The 18372-nt window shown below is 71.2% G+C and carries 18 protein-coding genes; 10 read left to right on the top strand and 8 right to left on the bottom strand.

The window, feature by feature from the left end; genetic code table 11:
• Positions 1-5 precede the first annotated feature (5 nt).
• A complete protein-coding gene (locus ACRAS8_RS32000) occupies positions 6-1331 on the top strand; it encodes a glutamate-1-semialdehyde 2,1-aminomutase (protein ID WP_438489470.1) in 1326 nt (441 codons plus the stop codon).
• Positions 1332-1355: 24 nt separating this feature from the next.
• On the opposite strand, the gene ACRAS8_RS31995 is transcribed toward ACRAS8_RS32000, so the two are convergent.
• The 3 genes from ACRAS8_RS31995 to ACRAS8_RS31985 form a co-directional block, all read right to left on the bottom strand.
• Positions 1356-2000 carry a phosphatase PAP2 family protein gene (locus tag ACRAS8_RS31995; RefSeq protein ID WP_438489469.1) on the bottom strand — a complete coding sequence of 215 codons (645 nt, stop codon included), beginning with the start codon at positions 1998-2000 and terminating at the stop codon, positions 1356-1358.
• A 107-nt stretch (positions 2001-2107) separates the two neighbouring features.
• Positions 2108-2305, bottom strand: a complete 198-nt coding sequence (locus tag ACRAS8_RS31990; protein ID WP_438489468.1) for a hypothetical protein — start codon at positions 2303-2305, stop codon at positions 2108-2110.
• A gap of 180 nt (positions 2306-2485) precedes the next feature.
• On the bottom strand, positions 2486-2668 hold the full coding sequence (locus tag ACRAS8_RS31985) for a CsbD family protein (RefSeq protein ID WP_438489467.1): 183 nt from the start codon (positions 2666-2668) through the stop codon (positions 2486-2488).
• A gap of 548 nt (positions 2669-3216) precedes the next feature.
• Here ACRAS8_RS31985 and ACRAS8_RS31980 point away from each other — a divergent pair.
• From ACRAS8_RS31980 to qcrB, 5 genes are all read left to right on the top strand, one after another.
• Positions 3217-3783, top strand: coding sequence for a hemerythrin domain-containing protein (locus tag ACRAS8_RS31980; RefSeq protein ID WP_438489466.1), 567 nt, complete (start codon positions 3217-3219; stop codon positions 3781-3783).
• Positions 3780-4496, top strand: a complete 717-nt coding sequence (locus ACRAS8_RS31975) for a UdgX family uracil-DNA binding protein (protein WP_438489465.1) — start codon at positions 3780-3782, stop codon at positions 4494-4496. The genes ACRAS8_RS31980 and ACRAS8_RS31975 overlap by 4 nt, the downstream gene beginning before the upstream one ends.
• Positions 4378-6021, top strand: coding sequence for an FAD-binding and (Fe-S)-binding domain-containing protein (locus ACRAS8_RS31970; protein ID WP_438489464.1), 1644 nt, complete (start codon positions 4378-4380; stop codon positions 6019-6021). Before ACRAS8_RS31975 ends, ACRAS8_RS31970 begins: the two co-directional genes overlap by 119 nt.
• A gap of 28 nt (positions 6022-6049) precedes the next feature.
• A complete protein-coding gene (locus ACRAS8_RS31965) occupies positions 6050-7843 on the top strand; it encodes a thiamine pyrophosphate-requiring protein (protein WP_438490662.1) in 1794 nt (597 codons plus the stop codon).
• Between the two features lie 583 nt (positions 7844-8426).
• Entirely contained in the window at positions 8427-10070 is a 1644-nt protein-coding gene (gene qcrB, locus ACRAS8_RS31960; protein WP_438490661.1) for a cytochrome bc1 complex cytochrome b subunit, read from the top strand.
• A gap of 40 nt (positions 10071-10110) precedes the next feature.
• On the opposite strand, the gene ctaF is transcribed toward qcrB, so the two are convergent.
• Both ctaF and ctaD read right to left on the bottom strand, forming a co-directional pair.
• Entirely contained in the window at positions 10111-10500 is a 390-nt protein-coding gene (gene ctaF / locus ACRAS8_RS31955) for an aa3-type cytochrome oxidase subunit IV (RefSeq protein ID WP_438489463.1), read from the bottom strand.
• Positions 10497-12215, bottom strand: a complete 1719-nt coding sequence (gene ctaD / locus ACRAS8_RS31950; protein WP_438489462.1) for an aa3-type cytochrome oxidase subunit I — start codon at positions 12213-12215, stop codon at positions 10497-10499. Before ctaD ends, ctaF begins: the two co-directional genes overlap by 4 nt.
• A 228-nt stretch (positions 12216-12443) precedes the next feature.
• Here ctaD and ACRAS8_RS31945 point away from each other — a divergent pair, with 228 nt between their 5' ends.
• Positions 12444-12761, top strand: coding sequence for a hypothetical protein (locus ACRAS8_RS31945; RefSeq protein WP_438489461.1), 318 nt, complete (start codon positions 12444-12446; stop codon positions 12759-12761).
• Positions 12762-12816: 55 nt separating this feature from the next.
• Here the strand turns inward: ACRAS8_RS31945 and bla are convergent, their stop codons facing one another.
• Positions 12817-13740, bottom strand: coding sequence for a class A beta-lactamase (gene bla, locus ACRAS8_RS31940; protein WP_438489460.1), 924 nt, complete (start codon positions 13738-13740; stop codon positions 12817-12819).
• A gap of 182 nt (positions 13741-13922) precedes the next feature.
• On the opposite strand from bla, the gene ACRAS8_RS31935 reads away from it, so the two are divergent.
• Both ACRAS8_RS31935 and ACRAS8_RS31930 read left to right on the top strand, forming a co-directional pair.
• Positions 13923-14951, top strand: a complete 1029-nt coding sequence (locus ACRAS8_RS31935; protein ID WP_438489459.1) for a LysR family transcriptional regulator — start codon at positions 13923-13925, stop codon at positions 14949-14951.
• The gene (locus ACRAS8_RS31930; RefSeq protein WP_438489458.1) at positions 14948-15892 is read left to right on the top strand and encodes a serine hydrolase; all 945 of its coding nucleotides are present in this window, start codon (positions 14948-14950) and stop codon (positions 15890-15892) included. Before ACRAS8_RS31935 ends, ACRAS8_RS31930 begins: the two co-directional genes overlap by 4 nt.
• Positions 15893-15921: 29 nt before the next feature.
• On the opposite strand, the gene ACRAS8_RS31925 is transcribed toward ACRAS8_RS31930, so the two are convergent.
• A complete protein-coding gene (locus tag ACRAS8_RS31925; protein WP_438489457.1) occupies positions 15922-17385 on the bottom strand; it encodes an MFS transporter in 1464 nt (487 codons plus the stop codon).
• Positions 17386-17409: 24 nt separating this feature from the next.
• On the opposite strand from ACRAS8_RS31925, the gene ACRAS8_RS31920 reads away from it, so the two are divergent.
• Positions 17410-17874: a MerR family transcriptional regulator gene (locus ACRAS8_RS31920; protein WP_438489456.1), complete on the top strand. Its 465-nt coding sequence runs from the start codon at positions 17410-17412 to the stop codon at positions 17872-17874.
• A gap of 67 nt (positions 17875-17941) precedes the next feature.
• Here the strand turns inward: ACRAS8_RS31920 and ACRAS8_RS31915 are convergent, their stop codons facing one another.
• Positions 17942-18238 (bottom strand): hypothetical protein, encoded by a 297-nt coding sequence (locus tag ACRAS8_RS31915; RefSeq protein WP_438489455.1) that lies wholly within the window; start codon positions 18236-18238, stop codon positions 17942-17944.
• Positions 18239-18372 lie beyond the last annotated feature (134 nt).

The following is an 18372-nucleotide window of genomic DNA, read 5'->3' as shown; positions in this document are numbered from 1 at the left end:
TCAGCGTGGACACCGAAGAGTTCCGACTGCCCCGGTCGCGGACGACGAACGAGCGGCTGCACGCCCTGATTCCCGGGGGCGCGCACACCTACGCCAAAGGCGACGACCAGTACCCCGAGAACCTCGCCCCGGTCATCAGCCACGGCCACGGTGCCCACGTATGGGACATCGACGGCAACCGCTACATCGAGTACGGCTCCGGCCTGCGGTCGGTCAGCCTCGGCCACGCCCACCCACGCGTGATCGAGGCGGTGCGGCGGCAACTCGACCGCGGCAGCAACTTCGTCAGGCCGTCCATCGTGGAGGTGGCGGCCGCGGAACGCTTCCTGGCCACGGTGCCCACCGCCGAGATGGTGAAGTTCGCGAAGAACGGCTCCGACGCCACCACCGCCGCGGTGCGCCTCGCCCGCGCCGCCACCGGGCGCCCGCGGGTGGCCCTCTGCGCCGACCATCCGTTCTTCTCGACCGACGACTGGTTCATCGCCACCACGCCGATGTCCGCCGGCATTCCGGCGGCGACCACCGACCTCACCGTGGCGTTCCCCTACGGAGACCTCGCCGCCACCGAGGAGTTGCTCACCCGCTACCAGGACGAGGTCGCCTGCCTGATCCTCGAACCCGCCACCCACACCGAGCCCCCGCCCGGGTACCTCGCGGGCCTGCGCGAGCTCGCCGACCGGCACGGCTGCGTACTGATCTTCGACGAGATGATCACCGGCTTCCGCTGGTCCGAGGCCGGCGCCCAGGGCCTTTACGGCGTCGTCCCCGACCTCTCCACGTTCGGCAAGGCGCTGGGCAACGGGTTCGCCGTCTCCGCGCTGGCCGGGCGCCGCGACCTGATGGAGCGGGGCGGGCTGCGTCACTCCCGCGACCGGGTGTTCCTGCTGTCCACCACGCACGGTGCGGAAACGCACTCGCTGGCCGCCGCGATGGCCGTACAGACCACCTACGCCGAGGAGGGCGTCACCGCGCAACTGCACGCCCTGGGCGAGCGGTTGGCCGACGGTGTCCGCGCCGCGGCGGGCGGCATGGGCGTCGGCGAGCACCTCGTTGTCCGGGGCCGGGCCAGCAACCTGGTCTTCGCCACCCTCGACGAGAACCGGCAGCCGTCGCAGGAGTACCGCACCCTGTTCCTGCGCCGGCTCCTCGCGGGCGGGGTGCTGGCCCCGTCGTTCGTGGTGAGCAGCGCGCTTGACGACGCCGACATCGACCACACCGTCGAAGTAGTGGCCCAGGCATGTGCGGTGTACCGGAAGGCACTGGACGCCGGTGACCCCACCCCCTGGCTGGCCGGGCGACCGGTGAAGCCGGTGTTCCGCCGCCTGGCATGACGTGACGTGACGTCACACGTAACGTCACACCTGACTTGACGTGACGTCCGCGGTGGTCCCGTCGACCAGCCACGCGGTCGCCGGTACCACCGCCAGCGCGGTGCACCAGCCGCCGAGGACGTCGGTCGGGTAGTGCGCGCCCAGGGCGACCTGCGCCCAGCCCATGGCGGCGCCGGCAACCAGCGCCGCACCGAGCACGAGTAGCGTGCCGGCCGTCCTGCCGAGGCCGAGCCGGCCGGTCGCGAGCAGCGCCACCACGAGGGCGACCGCGGTGAGGAAGGCGGTGTGGCCGCTCGGATAGGACAGGTTGCCGTCGCCGTGGATGGTGCGCCCCACCAGGTGCTTGAGCAGCGTCGCCGCGCCCGCCGACATGCCGACGCCGGCCACGGCGAACACCGCCGCGCGAGGACACCGAAGCAGCAGGCAGCCCGTCACGATGGCCACGACGAGCACCACCGCTCCTCCGGGCTCCCCCAAGAAGTCCATGGCCAGGGCGCCGTACCGCCACGGCGGCCGCACACCGTCCACCGCCGGCTGGATCCACCCGTCCACCATCCCGGGCTTGCCGTCACCGGCATACAGGACCCCGACCACGACGACCACCAGCGCGGCGAGCACCGCAATCAGCCCGAGCCGCGCGCGCAGGTCCCTTCCGGCCAGGCGATCCACCGCGAGCCCCCTGTCGTGTCCGACCGTGTTCGATCATGTCCGCCCCACCCTCAGGACAGTTGGGGGTGAGTATCCCAGGACGCGGCGGCGTCGGGGACGGCTCGGGCTCAGTAGCCGCCCAGGAGCACCCGTACCCTGCGCAGGGCTTCGGGGCCGGCGGTGCTGTGCCAGCGGGACGGGTCCGCGGGCGGGACGGCCTTCGACGCGCTCGTCGGCCCCAGGTCCAGACCGGCGCTCCCTCGGACCAGCAGCGGCCGGCCGACCGACACCACGGGCACCTGCACGGTTCGGCCGGTCCAGGTCACCTCGGTGTGAACGCCTGGAGCACCCGGGTCAGTTCCTCTGCGTTGCCCGGTCTGGTGGGCCAGGACGTCACGTACCTACCGTCCACGCCTCGCACCAGGTGCCGTCGTCGGGCCTGCGTACCTGGACCGCATGAACGAAGGGCGCCAGCTCGGGCAGCGTGTCGTCGACCTGAGAGGGAATCATGCGCCATGGTGCTTGAAGGCGTCCTTGCCCTTCTCCATTGCCTGGCGTGCCCGGGCCCTGGCCTTTTCGGCCTTGCCCTTGAGTTCCAGGCTCTTGTCGCCGGTGGCCTTTCCGGTGGCTTCCTTGGTCTTTCCCGTGACCGTCCTGCTGACGCTCTTGGCCTTCTTGCCGATGCCCATGGCTGCGCTCCTTGCGGGCTCGGCCGATCCCTTGCGGTTCGGCCGCCCTCCCTGGAATCCTCCGGGAGAGATATAGCCGAATTGTCTCATTTGCCCTGGCGTCATGCCCAGCCTTGCCTGGCGTCATGCCCAGCGCATGGAACGGGACGGCCGGCTCCGCACAACGTCGATAACTGTCTGCCACGAGCCGAGGACGGCCCGGAGCCGGCGCCCGCGTGCAGTGCACCGCGCGGACCCCGTACGGTCGAAGGGTGACCGAAGGAGGTCGAAGAGCGCCAGCCCGGCCGCGCTCGTGGACCAGGTACGCGTGGCCGAGCCTTCCGGCGCACCGGTTCCCCAAGTCCTGGCCACACCAGGTCACTTCGAGCAGGCCAACGAGCCGGTCACCACCGAGAGGTTGGCGCAGGCGGTGCCACCGCGCCCGCCGGGCGTTCGTCCGGTCGTGGCTATCTGCGTGCCGAGGTGTTACGGCCGCATGTGTTCGGGAACGCGTGGGGCGGGCGCGCCGGGTCGGCCGGGCGCCCACCGGCACACGGAGGCGGAGGCGTATGGGACACGACGGAGATGTCATCGCCGAGCTGACTTCCGACCACAGGGAGGTCGAAGCGCTCTTCTCGCGGTTCGAGGACACGCCACCCGGCAGCGACGACCGCAAACGCCTCGCGGACGAGATCACGATCGAGCTGGTGCGGCACGCGGTGGCGGAGGAAGAACACCTGTATCCGGCGGTGCGCCAGCACCTTGAGGGCGGTGCCGCCCTGGCCGACCGGGAGATCGCCGGCCATGAGCGGATCGAACGGCTCCTGAAGGAGCTGGAGGGCCGCGAACCCGATGACCTGGACTTCGGCCGGCTCATGGTGAAGCTGCGGACCGAGGTGACCGCGCATGTGCGCGACGAGGAGCAGAGCCTGTTCCCGCAGCTCCGGGAGGGTGTCCACTCCTTCATCCTGGAAAGCCTGGGCAGAAAGGTCCGGGAGGCGAAGAAGAGCGCGCCCACCCGGCCGCACCCGTCGGCGCCGAGCATCCCGCCGGCCAACAAGCTGCTCGCCCCGGGACTGGGCCTGGTGGACCGGGTCCGGGACTTCCTCACCGGACGCGGCCAGGGGCAGCCATGAGCGGCCCGGAGAACGCCTCGGCGGAGCCCGGGGAGGGGCTGCGGTACGACGCCACGCCGTATCTGCCCCGGCGCGGAGGGCTACCGGCCCATCGGCGTGCCGCGGCGGACTGCCAGGGCTGTCCGCTGTTCCGGAACGCCTCGCAGACCGTCTTCGGCGAGGGCAGCACCTCGGCACGCATCATGCTCGTCGGTGAGCAGCCGGGCGACCAGGAGGACCGGCAGGGGAAGCCGTTCGTCGGGCCGGCCGGCGGCCTGCTGCGGAAGGCGTTGCGGGAGGCGGGCCTGGACGAGGACCAGGCGTACTTCACCAACGCCGTCAAGCACTTCAAGTTCTCCGCGGCGACGCGGGGCAAGCGCCGCATCCACAAGCCGCCCAGCCTGCGGGAGATGACCGCCTGCCGGCCCTGGCTGACCGCCGAACTGCGGCTGGTCGCCCCCGAGGTGGTGGTGGCCCTCGGGGCGACCGCGGGCAGGGCGCTGCTCGGCCCGTCGTTCCGGGTGACGAAGGATCGGGGCATCCTGATCCCCCTCGCTCAGGAGAGCGCCCCCGGGGGCAAGGCCGCACCGGGCGCGGCTGCCGACGGCCAGGCACATGTGGTCGCCACGCTCCACCCGGCGGCGATCCTGCGTGCCGAGGACCGCGAGGCGCCGTATGCGGGGCTGGTGTCGGATCTGCGGGTGGCGGTCGGGGCGCTGGAACGGGACTCCTGACGGACGGACGCGGGATACCTGTACAGACGTCGTCGCCGGACGTTCTTCGGTGGCCGGATGCCGTCGCGGAGGCCATGGTGGAAGGTGGCGGCCGGCGGCTGCCCGCCGTGGTGACGAGCCGGCGACGGGCGAGGTGTACGGCGCGCGACGCCGCACGGGTTCTACGGAGCCGGGTCCCGGACCCGGCTCCGGGTTTCCTCACCGCGTACGGGAAGGACACCACATGGCACGGAACGGCGCTCCCCACTCCTCCCCCTCCCCCGCAGGGTTCGACAGCGCCCGCACGGCCGCGCTGGTCCGGGCGCTGCGTGAACGGGTGGGCGGCGAGGTGCGCTTCGACGCCGGCAGCCGTGGGGCGTACAGCACCGACGCGTCGAACTACCGCCAGGTGCCGATCGGTGTGGTGGTGCCCCGCAGCGTCGAGGCCGGTGCCGCGGCCGTCGGTGTCTGCGCCGAGTTCGGTGCGCCGGTGCTCTCCCGTGGTGGTGGGACGAGCCTGGCGGGGCAGTGCACCGACACTGCTGTCGTCATCGACTGGACGAAGTACTGCGACCGCCTGGTGTCGCTCGATGCGGAGCGGCGGCGCTGTGTGGTCGAGCCCGGCATCGTCCTGGACGATCTCAACCGCCAACTCGGCGGCGAGCGGCTGAAGTTCGGGCCGAAGCCGGCCATCCCCGGGGACGAACGGGCGGTGCTGCTCTGGCCCGACACCTTCACCAACCACTTCCACCCGGGCATCGCACGGGCGGCGGTGCGGCTGCTGGAGGACGCCGGGTTCCGGGTGGCGGTCCCCGTCCGCCCGGTGTGCTGCGGACTGACCTGGATCTCGACGGGCCAACTCGCCACCGCCGCCCACGTGTTGCAGCGGACGGTGGAGGTGCTGCGGCCCTGGATCGCGGCCGGTACGCCGGTCATCGGGCTGGAGCCGTCCTGTACGGCGGTGTTCCGGTCCGACGCGCCGGATCTGTTCCCCGAGGACCTGGACGTCGAGCGACTGGCCGGGCTGTTCCGGACGCCGGCCGAGCAGCTCGTCGGGCACGCCCCGGAGGGCTGGCGGCCGCCCGCGCCGAACCGGCGGGCGACAGTGCAGACACACTGCCATCAGCACGCGGTGCTCAAGGACGACGCCGACCGGGAGCTGATGCGGCGGGCCGGCCTGGACGCGGAGGTGCTCGACGCCGGATGCTGCGGCCTGGCCGGCAACTTCGGCTTCGAACGGGGTCATCAGGAACTGTCCATGGATATCGGCGAGTTGGGTGTCCTGCCCGCCGTCCGCAGGACTCCGCCACCGGACCTGGTGCTGGCCGAGGCACTGGCCCTGAGGCTGGACGGGCCGCTGCCGGCGGACCACCCGGAGCGTGCCGTCGACCGGCCGGCGGTGCCGGCCCGCGATGCCCGGCTGGCCGGCTGTGCGGTGGCCGCGCTGGGCGTCCTGGGCGGTGCCGCCGCCGGCGCCGTACTGCGTCATCGAGGTTCCGCCGCCCGCGCCCCGGCAGGCAAAGGCCGCAGCGTCCGCTGCCCCTGACCCATAGGAAAGAGGAAGCACCGTGTCGATGAAGGTCTCCGACTACATCCTCCGGCGCCTGCGCGACTGGGGCGTCGAGCACGTCTTCGCCTACCCCGGCGACGGCATCAACGGGCTGCTCGCCGCCTGGGAACGGGCCAACGACAACCCACGGTTCATCCAGGCCAGGCACGAGGAGATGGCCGCGTTCCAGGCGGTCGGGTACGCCAAGTTCTCCGGCCGGATCGGGGTCTGCGCGGCGACGTCCGGGCCGGGTGCGATCCATCTGCTCAACGGCCTCTACGACGCCAAGCTGGACCATGTGCCCGTGGTGGCGATCGTCGGCCAGACCAACCGCAGCGCCATGGGCGGCTCCTACCAGCAGGAGGTCGATCTGCAGAGCCTGTACAAGGACGTCGCCTCGGACTTCTGCGACACGGTGATGGTGCCCGAGCAGCTGCCGAACGCCATCGACCGCGCCATGCGCACCGCGTACGGGCGGCGTTCGGTCACCGCGGTCATCGTCCCCGCGGACGTCCAGGAGCTGGACTACTCGCCGCCGACGCACGCGTTCAAGATGGTCCCCTCCAGCCTGGGCCTGTCCTCCTACGCGCCGGTGCCGGCGGACCGCGAGCTGTCCCGCGCGGCGGACGTCCTCAACGCGGGCCACAGGGTGGCCATGCTGATCGGCCAGGGCGCGCGCGGCGCCCGCGACCAGGTCGAGGAGGCCGCGTACCTGCTCGGGGCCGGTGTCGCCAAGGCACTGCTGGGCAAGGACGTGCTGCCCGACGACCTGCCGTATGTCACCGGGGCGATCGGGCTGCTGGGGACCCGGCCCTCGTACGAGATGATGCGGGACTGCGACACCCTGCTCGTGGTGGGTTCCAGCTTCCCCTACACGCAGTTCATGCCGGATCTGGACCAGGCAAGGGCGGTGCAGATCGACATCGATCCGCACATGGTGGGGATGCGCTACCCGTTCGAGGTCAATCTCGTCGGTGACGCCGCGCAGACCCTCAAGCACCTGCTGCCGCTGATCAGGCACAAGCAGCACGGCAGTTGGCGCCGGAAGATCGAGAAGGACACCGCGCGGTGGTGGGAGGTGATGGAGCGCCGGGCCGCCGTCGCGGCGGATCCGATCAACCCCGAGTATGTGGTCCATGCGCTGGACGCGCTGCTGCCGGACGACGTCATCCTGACCGCGGACTCCGGGTCGGCCGCGAACTGGTACGCCCGCCATCTGCGGATGCGCGGCCGGATGCGCGGTTCGCTGTCCGGGACGCTGGCGACGATGGGCCCGGGGGTGCCGTACGCGATCGGGGCGAAGTTCGCCCACCCGGGCCGGCCGGCGCTGGCTCTGGTCGGGGACGGCGCGATGCAGATGAACGGCCTGGCCGAACTCGTCACGGTGGCGAAGTACTGGCAGGAATGGGCGGACCCCAGGCTGATCGTCGCGGTCCTGAACAACCTCGACCTCAACCAGGTGACGTGGGAGATGCGGGCCATGTCCGGCGCTCCCCAGTTCCTGGCCTCCCAGTCACTGCCCGACGTGCCCTACGCCGACTTCGCGCGGTCCATCGGCCTGGAAGGCGTCCGGGTGGAGGAGCCCGGCGGGGTGGAGTCCGCCTGGCGCCGGGCACTGCACGCCGACCGGCCGTTCGTCATCGACTTCCGCACCGACCCCGCCGTCCCGCCCATCCCGCCGCACGCCAGTCTCGACCAGATCGAGGCCGCGGCGGCCGCCGTCCTCAAGGGGGACAGCGACCGCGTCGCGATGGTCAGGCAGGGGTTCAAGGCAAAGGTGCAGGAGATGCTGCCCGGGCACCACCACCGCGGCTCCTGACCGGGGATCCGGCATGCCCGCTCCCCGGACCGGGGCCTCGGAGCCGCTGGTGGACAAGGTGACCACCGCCGTCTACACCGTCCCCACCGACGCCCCGGAGGCCGACGGCACCCTTGCCTGGGACTCCCCACCCTGGTGGTGGTGCACGTCCGCGCCGGCACCACCACCGGGCTGGGCTACACCTACGGCGCACCGGCCACGGCACACGGCGGGCGGAGCCGCCCGGACCGTGAACAAGGAGCGGGCCCGCTCCGGCGAATCCCGCACGGCGAGCCGGGTCTCCACCCAGGGCCCCAAGTCCGCCCCGCAGCGCGGCGGCGAACGCTCGCACCGCGGCGCCCAGGGGCCGACCAGGGACCAGCTCTACGAGGAGGCGAAGAAGCGCCACATCGAGGGCCGCTCGTCGATGAACAAGGACGAACTGCGCAGGGCCCTCGGCCGCTGGTCCGGGGGGCGCCTGCCGTCCGGCCGTGCCTTGCCCCCGTTCTGCGTAATGCCCGGCGTCCGGCGAACGGCCAGGCAGGGTGCGGTGGAGCGAGCACCGCCGGTGTGCCATGGACCGCAGCGCCGAGGAGGGCCGGACATGCTGTTCCGGAGGACGACGGAAAGGGTGGAGCACAAGGCCCGCCAGGTCACCCTTTCCGCCTACACCGCGGTGGACGGCCGCGCCCCGCTCTCGGAGGCCGCGCGGGCCCTGTTGCGGAAGGCGTTCCCCGACCACTGGTCGTTCCTCCTGGGCGAGATCGCCCTGTACAGCCTGGTGGTGCTGGTGCTGACCGGCAGCTACCTGACGATGTACTTCGAGCCGAGCATGTCCCGCAGCGTCTACCACGGATCGTACGAGCCGCTGCGGGGACTGAGGGTGTCGGACGCCTACGCGTCGACGCTGCACATCAGCTTCGACGGCCGGGGCGGCCTGCTGATCCGCCAGATCCACCACTGGGGGGCGCTGGTCTTCGTCGCCGCGCTCGGGGTACACATGCTGCGGGTCTTCTTCACCGGAGCGTTCCGCAGGCCGCGCGAGGGCAACTGGATGATCGGCGTGACGCTGTTCATGCTGGCCCTGCTGGAAGGGTTCGGCGGCTACTCCCTCCCCGACGACCTGCTGTCCGGCACCGGGCTGCGGACGGCGAACACCATCGTGCTGTCGCTGCCGATCGTCGGCACCTATCTGAGCTACTTCCTCTGGGGCGGCTCCTATCCCGGGCACATCCTGCTGGCCCGGCTCTACACCGTGCATGTGCTGTTCGTCCCGGGGCTGCTGATCGCGCTGATCGGGCTGCATCTGCTGCTGGTGGTGTATCTCAAGCACACCCACTGGCCGGCGCCCGGCCACACCAACCGCAACGCCGTCGGGCAGCCGATGTTCCCGCACTTCGTCGCCAAGTCCACCGGACTGTTCCTGATGGTCTCCGCGGTGCTCACCCTGCTCGGCGGACTGGCTCAGATCAACCCCGTCTGGGACTTCGGGCCGTACCACAGCGACCAGGACTCCACGGACGCCCAGCCCGACTGGTACGTGGGATTCCTCGAAGGGGCGCTGCGCCTGATGCCGGCGTGGGAGACCAATGTGGCGGGCCACACCTTCATGTGGAACGTCCTGATCCCGGCCGTCATCCTGCCCGGCCTGCTGTTCATGGCGCTCTACGCCTATCCGTTCTTCGAGCGGTGGGTCACCGGCGATCCGGCCGAACACCATCTCTGCGACCGGCCCCGGGACTTCCCCACCCGTACGGCGCTGGGCGTGGCCGCCATCGTCGGCTACGGCGTGCTGCTGGCGGCCGGCGGCAACGATGTGTTCGCCAGTCTCTTCCTGGTCTCGGTGGAGGCCCTGACCTGGATCTTCCGGGTGTTGTTCGTCCTCGGGCCGGTCGTCGCGTTCCTGGCGACCAAGAGGATCTGCCTGGCTTTGCAGGATCGCGACCGGCAACTGCTGACGGAGGGCCGCGAGACGGGTCATGTGGTGCAGAGCGTGTACGGCGGGCTGCGCGAGACCCATGAGCCGGTGGCGGCCGGCCGGCGCTACCGCATGCTGGCCAGGGACGTGCCCGTGCCGCTGCCGGCCCCCGGCGACCGGGCGCCCCGGCGGGACCGGCTGCGCGCCGCGCTCAGTGCGTGGTACTTCCGCGACCGGGTCGAGATGCCGGTGGCTCTTGAGGAGCAGCGCCGGATCGGGGAAACGGTGGCGGGCCCGGCTCTCGGCACCGACGAGAAAGGCAAGGGATAAGAGATAAGGGATTGCGTGCCGGGAACGGCCGGTCCGCCTCTCAGTGGTCGCGCTGGGCGAACTCGAAGACCATGCCGAACACCGAAGCGCCCGTGACACCCGCCCCGATCAGGAAAACCCACACGCCGTACACGAGTCCCAGGGCGAGCAGGGTCACGCCGAAGGCCACCGCGATCGGATAGCCGCTGCGCGGCGGGAAGAAGTCGACCTCTCCCGTGCGTTCGTGGATCGCCGAGTCCTCGGTGTCCTCCGGGCGTTCTCCTTTGCGGCGGTAGTTCATGGCGCAGAAGAACGAGATGACCGACGCCATGCCGAAGGAGACGGCGAGCGCGGCGGCGCCGGCCGGCTCCCGCGCCAGCCAGATGTAGAAGGTGTCGGTGACGAGGAAGAAGGCGGCCACGCCCGCGAAGAGATACGACTCCGGTTTCATGTGCTCTGTTCTCCGGGGGTGTCGGGGTTGGGTTCGACATTGCCGCGCTCGCCTTCCGGCAGCGTCCGCACCTGGGGGTGGTGCAGATCGAACGCGGGCGAATCGGAACGGATGCTGGGCAGCGCCTCGAAGTTGTGCCGGGGCGGCGGACAACTGGTGGCCCACTCCAGCGAACGACCGAAGCCCCAGGGGTCGTCGACGTCGACCTTGGGCGCGTGCCGGGCGGTTTTCCAGACGTTGTAGAGGAACGGCAGGGTGGAAAGACCCAGCAGCAGCGCGCCGGTCGACGAGACGGTGTTGAGAAGCGTGAAGCCGTCGGCGGCGAGGTAGTCGGCATAGCGGCGCGGCATTCCGCTCTCGCCCAGCCAGTGCTGGACGAGGAAGGTGGTCTGGAAGCCGACGAAAAGGGTCCAGAAGTGCAGTTTCCCCAACCGCTCGTCCAGCATTTTCCCGGTCCATTTCGGCCACCAGAAGTAGAAGCCGCCGAACGTGGCGAAGACGATGGTGCCGAACAGCACATAGTGCAGGTGGGCGACGATGAAGTAGCTGTCGGTGAGGTGGAAGTCCAGGGGCGGTGAGGCGATCAGGACGCCGCTGAGCCCGCCCAGGAGGAAGGTCACCAGGAAGCCGATCGCCCAGATCATCGGCGTTTCGAAGGAGACACTGCCGCGCCACATCGTGCCGATCCAGTTGAAGAACTTCACCCCGGTCGGCGCGGCGATGAGGAAGGACATCAGGGAGAAGAAGGGCAGCAGCACCCCGCCGGTGGCGAACATGTGATGCGCCCACACCGACGCCGACAGCATCGTGATGGCAATCGTCGCGCCGACCATCCCCACGTAACCGAAGACCGGTTTCCGGCTGAACACCGGAATGATCTCGCTCACCACCCCGAAGAACGGCAGGGCGACGATATAGACCTCCGGATGACCGAAGAACCAGAACAGGTGCTGCCACAGCAACGCGCCGCCGTTGGCCGGGTCGTAGACATGGGCGCCCAGTTTGCGGTCGGCGAGCAGGGCCAGCAGTGCGGCGGTCAGGACCGGAAAGGCCAGCAGGGCCAGGATGGAGGTGAAGAGAATGTTCCAGGTGAAGATCGGCATGCGGAACATCGTCATGCCCGGGGCCCGCAGCGTGATGATGGTGGCGATGAAATTGACCGCGCCCAGCGTGGTGCTCAGACCGGCCACGACCAGTCCGGCCGCCCACAGGCTCCCACCGGCGCCCGGTGTGTGGTCCGCGCGGTTCAGCGGCGCATAGGCGAACCAGCCGAAGGAGGCCGCGCCGCCCGGCACGACGAGCCCGGAGACCACGGTCAGGCCGCCGAAGAGAAAGAACCAGTACGTCAGGGCGTTGAGGCGGGGAAAGGCGACATCGGGCGCCCCGATCTGCAGCGGCATGACGGCGTTGGCGAAACCGGCGAAGGTGGGCGTCGCGAAGAGCAGCATCATCACCGTGCCGTGGATGGTGAACAGCTGGTTGTACTGCTCGTGGCTGAAGATCTGCATACCGGGCCGGGCCAGTTCCGCGCGCATCAGCATCGCCAGCACACCCGCGAAGAGGAAGAATCCGAAAGCCGTCGCGAGATACATGTTCCCGATCACCTTGTGATCGGTGGTCGTCAGGTATTTCATGATCCGGCGGCCTGCCCGGACCCGCGGATTACCGGACCCGTCGAGCAGTTCACGGTGAATGGTCTGGCCTACGTGTGACATGGCTCCTCCGGAGCACGGTGACCGGGTACGGATTCCGGCGCGACGGCCCGATTCGTGTGTAGCCGGTCGCCGCCCCCGCCCCCTGCCGCGCCACACCGGCAGCACCGGTTGTTGCTCCGTACAGCCCGTTTGGGCGCAGCGGGCAACGGTGCAGCAAATCGTCGTCATCACCGGTGCCAGTGGCGGCATCGGCCGCGCCACCGCCCGCGCTACGTCGGCGGCTCGACCGTGGCCACCCTCCTCGCCAACCGCGCCGCGGGCGCCCTGCTCGACCGCTACCTGGCCCGCACCGGTTACGACGCGCAGCAGACGGACCAGCAGGTGCCCCCCGGCCGGCCCGACAACCTGTGGCTACCGCTCGACGGCGAGGACGGCCACGACTTCGGCGCCCACGTCGTCTTCGGCGACCGCGCCCACGAACGCGCCCCGCAGCAGTGGGTGATCCGCCATGCCCGGCTGCTGCTCGGCGGCCTCACCACCGCCGGCGCGCTGGCGGCCACCCTGCCGCGGTGCGGGAGAACCAGCCTGCGCCGGAATGACCTGTGACCTCACCGGGACCGGCGGCGGCAGGCGGTGAGGCGGCCCGGCGCGGGACGGGACGTCACTCGCCGGGGGCCAGGGTGCGGGCGACGATGCGTGCCGCGTCCGCGATCAGGGCGTTGTCCACGGGCGCGTCCTTGGTGGTCTTCGACGTCAGCACGGCCAGCACGATCGGGGTCTGCCTGCTGGTCCAGGCAACGCCGACGTCGTTGGCGGATGCGTAGTCCCCGGTGCCTGTCTTGTCGCCGACGGCCCACTGGTGCGGCAGGCCGGCGCGCAGGCGTTCCGCGCCGGTGGTGTTGCCCTTGAGCCAGGCGACCAGTCGCTCGCGGTCGCCGGCGGCCAGGGCCCGGCCCACCGTCAGCTTCCCGTAGCTGCGGCCGATCGCCTCCGGGGTGGTGGTGTCGCGCGGATCGCCGGGCAGGGCGGAGTTCAGGTCGGGCTCCCAGCGGTCGAGCCGGCTGACCGGGTCGCCGATCGAGCGGAAGAACCGGGTGAGGCCGGCGGGGCCGCCGATCTGGCGCAGCAGGAGGTTCCCCGCCGCGTTGTCGCTGTACTGGATCGCGGCGGCGCACAGGTCGCCCACCGTCATGCCGGTGTCCACGTGCTCCTTGGTCTTCGGGGAGTACGGCAGGATGTCCGCGGCCGGATAGTGGATCACCTTGTCCAGCGGTGCGCAGTGTGCCTGGTCGCGCAGGACCGCGGCGGCCACGACCGCCTTGAACGTCGAGCACATCGCGAACCGCTCCTGCGCGCGGTGGCCGACGGTCTGCCCGGTGCGTACGTTGCGCGCGTACACGCCCAGGCGTGCTCCGTACCGGCGCTCAAGGGCACGGAATTCACGCAACTCGCCTGCTACGCCCCGGACTTGCCGTGGATCGGCGGCGGCCGCCGGCGACGCGGCGGAGGCGAGCAGGGCGGTGGTGGACGCGGCGAGGCCGGCCCTGAGCAGGCGGCGACGCGGCAGAGGGGTGGCGCTGGTCATATCCGAAGGTCTCCCGGTTCGTCCGTCGTTCGATGCGTCGTTCGTGCCGTCGTTGCGGTCCGCGAAGCCACGGAAAGCCACGGCCGTGCGCGGCTTCGACGAGGCACAGCGAAGCAGCCGCGCCGCACTCATGTCCAAGAGTGAACTTTGAAGGACTCATAACTTCCTGATATGAATCCAGGGTGGACCTACTAGCGCACCTTGAGGCATACGTCGCGGCTGTCGACGAGGCGAGCTTCTCGCGCGCCGCCGAGCGGCTCGGAATCGCCCAGCCGCTCCTGAGCCGTCGCATCAAGACGCTGGAGGCACACTTCGACGGCCGGCTCTTCGACCGCTCCCGGCGTCAGGTCGCGACCACCGAGCTGGGCGTGCTCCTGCTGCCGTACGCCCGGGACGTGCTGGACCGGGCGCAGCGGCTGCGGCGCGTCGCCGGGGCGGCCCGCCGGTCGGCGGTGCAGGCCGTCGGGGTGCCGGCGGACTGCGGTCCGGACGCGCTGGCCCGGGTCATCCGTGTCGGCGCCGAGCGCGGCACCACGTTCGGTGTGCGGGAGCTGCCGCCGGAGGAGCGCCTGGCGGGCCTGGCCGACGCCTCGCTGGCGTATGCGCTGGTACGCGTCGCGCCGGAGAACGCCGCGCTGCGGGTGCCGCTCGGTATGGCCTCCGCGCCCTCGGAAGCGGCGGACGACGCCCGCCCTACACCGCACACCGATAGATTGCGGACGCGTCGGCGCCCGATCCACCTGGAGGATCTGCGCCCGCGGCGCGGCAGCGGCGCGCGCTCCGGGCGGGCGGCTGCCGGCGGGCGGGCGGCTGCCGTGCCGATCCTGACCATGACGGAGGATCAACTCCCCGACGCGGGTGCCCGGTTGCTTCGTGCCCTGGCGCGCGCCGGGCTGCCGGAGGGCACGGTGCGCCCGGCCGGGCCCATGGCGACGGCCCTCGCGGAGACCCTCGCCGGACAGGCCCTGCTGCTGTGCACCGAGCCGTTCGCCCGCCGGCACGGGGCGCGGTGGGCGCCGCTGGGCGACACCACACTGCACCGCGGGTACGACCCGCGCGCGGCACACCGGGACCGGGGCCCGGCGCAGGTGCCGCACTGGCTGGCGGCGCTGTTGGCCGCCGCGGTCGGTGCCGTGGCGGCCGAGTCGGCCACGGCGGCGGCCCGGAGTGCGGGCGGCGACGCCCCGTCCCGACTGGCGGCGCACGGATGAGCGCCCGACAGACAGCCCAGGCAGCCCGTCCGGTCTGCGTCGCCGATGACGCGGACCTCTTCGACGTCGCCGAGGCGGTGGTCGCGGAGTGGGCGGCCGTCGGTATCCGCGGCGCGTTCCTGGCCAGGAACCTCGACACCGGTGAACAACTCGGCTTCGACGTCGGGGAGTTGGTGCCCCTGGCCTCGGTCGCCAAGGTGCCGCTCGCGCTCGTCGCGCTGGACCGGATCGCGACCGGGGAACTCGACGCGGCGCGTCCCGTGGTCGTCGACCCGGCCACCAGCAGCGTCGGACCCACCGGACTGGCGGCGTTCCGGCACCCGGCGACCGTCGCCGTCGGCGACCTGCTCCTGCTGATGCTCTCGGTGAGCGACAACGCCGCCGCCGACGCGCTGTTCGGCCTCGTACCGGCGGAGGAGGTCGACGCGCGCCTGCGCGCATGGGGATGCGAGGGCCTTCGCCTGCGCCACCGGCTGAACCGCATGTACGAGTGCGCCGCCGGGGCCGCCGGCAACGACTTCTCGCTCGCTCTGGAGCTGGCCCTCCGCGATGACCACGCGGGGCGGCACGCCATCGAGATGCTGGACCCTGCCCACGCCAACGTCGGCACCGCCACCGGCCTGGTCGACCTGCTGGCACGGGTCTGGCGGGACGACATCGCCCATCCCGACGCCTGTGCGGAACTGCGCCGGCTGATGGGACTGCAGGTGTTCACCCACCGCCTGGCGGGCGAACTCCGGGCGGACACCCTCAAGGTGAGCGGCAAGACAGGCACATTCCTGCACCTGCGGCACGAGATCGGCGTGGTGGAATCCGAGGCCGGCGACCGGATCGCGATGGCCGCCCTCACCCGCTCCGGCCGCCGCGCCAACCTCGCCCCGGACATCGATCTCACCATCGCCACCAGCGCCCGCCTGGCCTTCGAAGCGCTGCGCCGCTGAGCGGGCGAGGTCTGCCGCCCGGCTTTGCCTCATCGCGCCGCTGCCGGCGCCGGCGCAGGGGCGCCGTCCACCTCCTCGAACGTCCGCGCCGCGCGGACGGCGGTGGCCGAGGCGCGGCGCCCGGTGCTGAGGACTGCCAGGACGACGACGGCCAGGCCGAGTCCGAGCACCATCCACCACACGCCGTGCGCCGCGCCGGTGAACTCCGTCGCACTGCGGGTGGCGGTCGCCCCCACGATCGTTCCGGAGACGGCAACGCCCAGGGTGGTGCCGGTCTGCCGGCCCGCGGAGGCCAGCGACGTGGCGACCCCGGCCATCGAACGGGGCATGCCGGAGACCGCCGTGTTGGTGATCGGCGGGTTGACCGTGCCCAGGAAGACGCCGAAGAGGAGGTAGACCGCGAGCACGGCCGGAAGGGGGGTGGCCGGGCCGAGTCGGAGCGAGGCGCCGCCGGCCAACGCCAGCGCACTCCCCGCCACCACCAACGGCAGCCTGGGACCGCGCTTTCCGACGAGCCGGCCGGTGAACGGGGACAGCACGATGACCAACGCGCCCACCGGCAGCAGGCACAACCCGGCCGCCAGCGCGGACATGCCCCGTACGTCCTGCAGATACTGCGTCGTCACGAACAGGAACGCGCCGAATCCGGACAGCGCACACACCGCCATCGCCAGCGCCCCGGTGAACGGCACACTGCGGAACAGCCGCAGCTCCAACAGCGGGTCGACGCGGCGTGGTTCGTAACGGAGCAGGCCGAGCACACCGAGGGCGGCCGCGGCGAGCAGGCCGAGGATGACCGGCGAGGTCCAGCCCAGGCTCCTGGATTCGATGAGGGCGAAGACGACGCCGCCCAGCACCAGGATCATCAGGGCCTGGCCCACCGGATCGAAGCGACGCGCCCGCGGAGCGCGGGATTCGGGGACGAACAGCGCGGTGCACACGAGCGCGGCGACCACGATCGGCACATTGATCCAGAAGATGGCGTACCAGCCGATCCCGTCGACCAGGGCCCCGCCGAGGATCGGGCCGAGCGCCAGCGCCAGGCCGCTCATCGAGGCGAACACGCCGATGGCCCTGGCCCGCTCGGCCGGCTGGGGGAAGGTGGTCGCGACGATCGCCATGGCCACCGGATTGAGCATCGTGCCGCCGACGGCCTGCAGCGCACGGGCCGCGATCAGCCACCCGACGCTCGGCGCCAGGCCGCACAGCAGCGACCCCAACCCGAAGGTGGCCAGGCCGATTTGGAAGATCCGCCGACGGCCCATCCGGTCGGCGGTGGACCCGGCCAGGACCAGGAAGCCGGCGAGCACCAGGGTGTACGCGTCGACCGTCCACTGCAGACCGGACTCCGAGGCGTGCAGGTCGTGGCGGATGGCGGGGAGCGCGACATTGACGATGGAGATGTCCATCACCACGACGATCACGCTGGCGCAGCAGATCGCGAGCACCAGCAGTCGGCGGCGAGGAGTGAGCAAAGGAATGTGTTCGGGCATGTCCGGGACGCTAGTTTTTAGAGCGTGGTCGAAGTCAACGGACATCCGCACGAGCCCGTACCCGAGGCGGGGCTGAGCATTGCCGAGGCCGCTCGCCGTACGGGAGTGAGCGTGCACACCCTGCGTTACTACGAACGCGCCGGCCTGGTCGTCACGCCCGTCGACCGCACGTACAGCGGCCGGCGCCGCTATCGGGCGCTCGATCTGAAGTGGATCGTCGTCTGCACCAAGTTGCGGGCGACCGGCATGCCCATCAAGGGCATCCGTCGCTATGCCGAGCTGGTCGCGGCGGGCCAGGGCAACGAAGCGGAGCGGCTGGAGGTGCTGGAGTCACATCGTGACCAGCTGCTCGCCGACTTCGCCGAACTCCAGGAGCATCTGCAACTCATCAACCGCAAGATCGACGTCTACCGGAGCCGTCTCGCCGCCGGCGACGCCGGTGAGCTGTGGGCGCCGACTCGGGCCGCCCGCACACCGGATGACCGCTGAGGCCGTTCACCGTTCGGGCCGGCCGGGCACACCGCACGCCCGGGCGACCCGACGGCCGTGGCAGCGGTCACAGGTTGGGGTAGTCGGGCACGGGCGAGGCCGCGACGGCATCGTCCAGGATCTTCTCCCGCGCCATGGTGATCAGGTGGTTGAGGCTGGTGGCGACGGAGAGGATCTCACCGGAACTCTCCCAGCCCGTGATCGGGTCGGTCGACTCCTCCAGGAAGGCCATCGCCTTCCGCATCAGGCTGCGGGCCTCCGGGGTGGTGGGCAGCGCATCGGCCTTGATCAGGTTGAGCATGGTCTCCAGTGCGTCGGCCAACGCCCGGACCGCTTCCCGCATCTCGGTTTCTTCGGAACTCATACCCCATACGATCGCGGACCCCGGCCGAGCCCGCCACGTCGCCGCCGGCCGGACACCCGACCGTGCGACTCCTGGGCGGACGTCCCTCGGCCGCCAGGCAGCATGTCGGCGTTGGGGCGAACTTGTATCGAACT

Origin of the sequence: Streptomyces sp. S186, assembly GCF_051603415.1 — a bacterium.
GTDB lineage: Bacteria > Actinomycetota > Actinomycetes > Streptomycetales > Streptomycetaceae > Streptomyces.
This window is presented reverse-complemented; position numbering and strand designations above follow the sequence as displayed.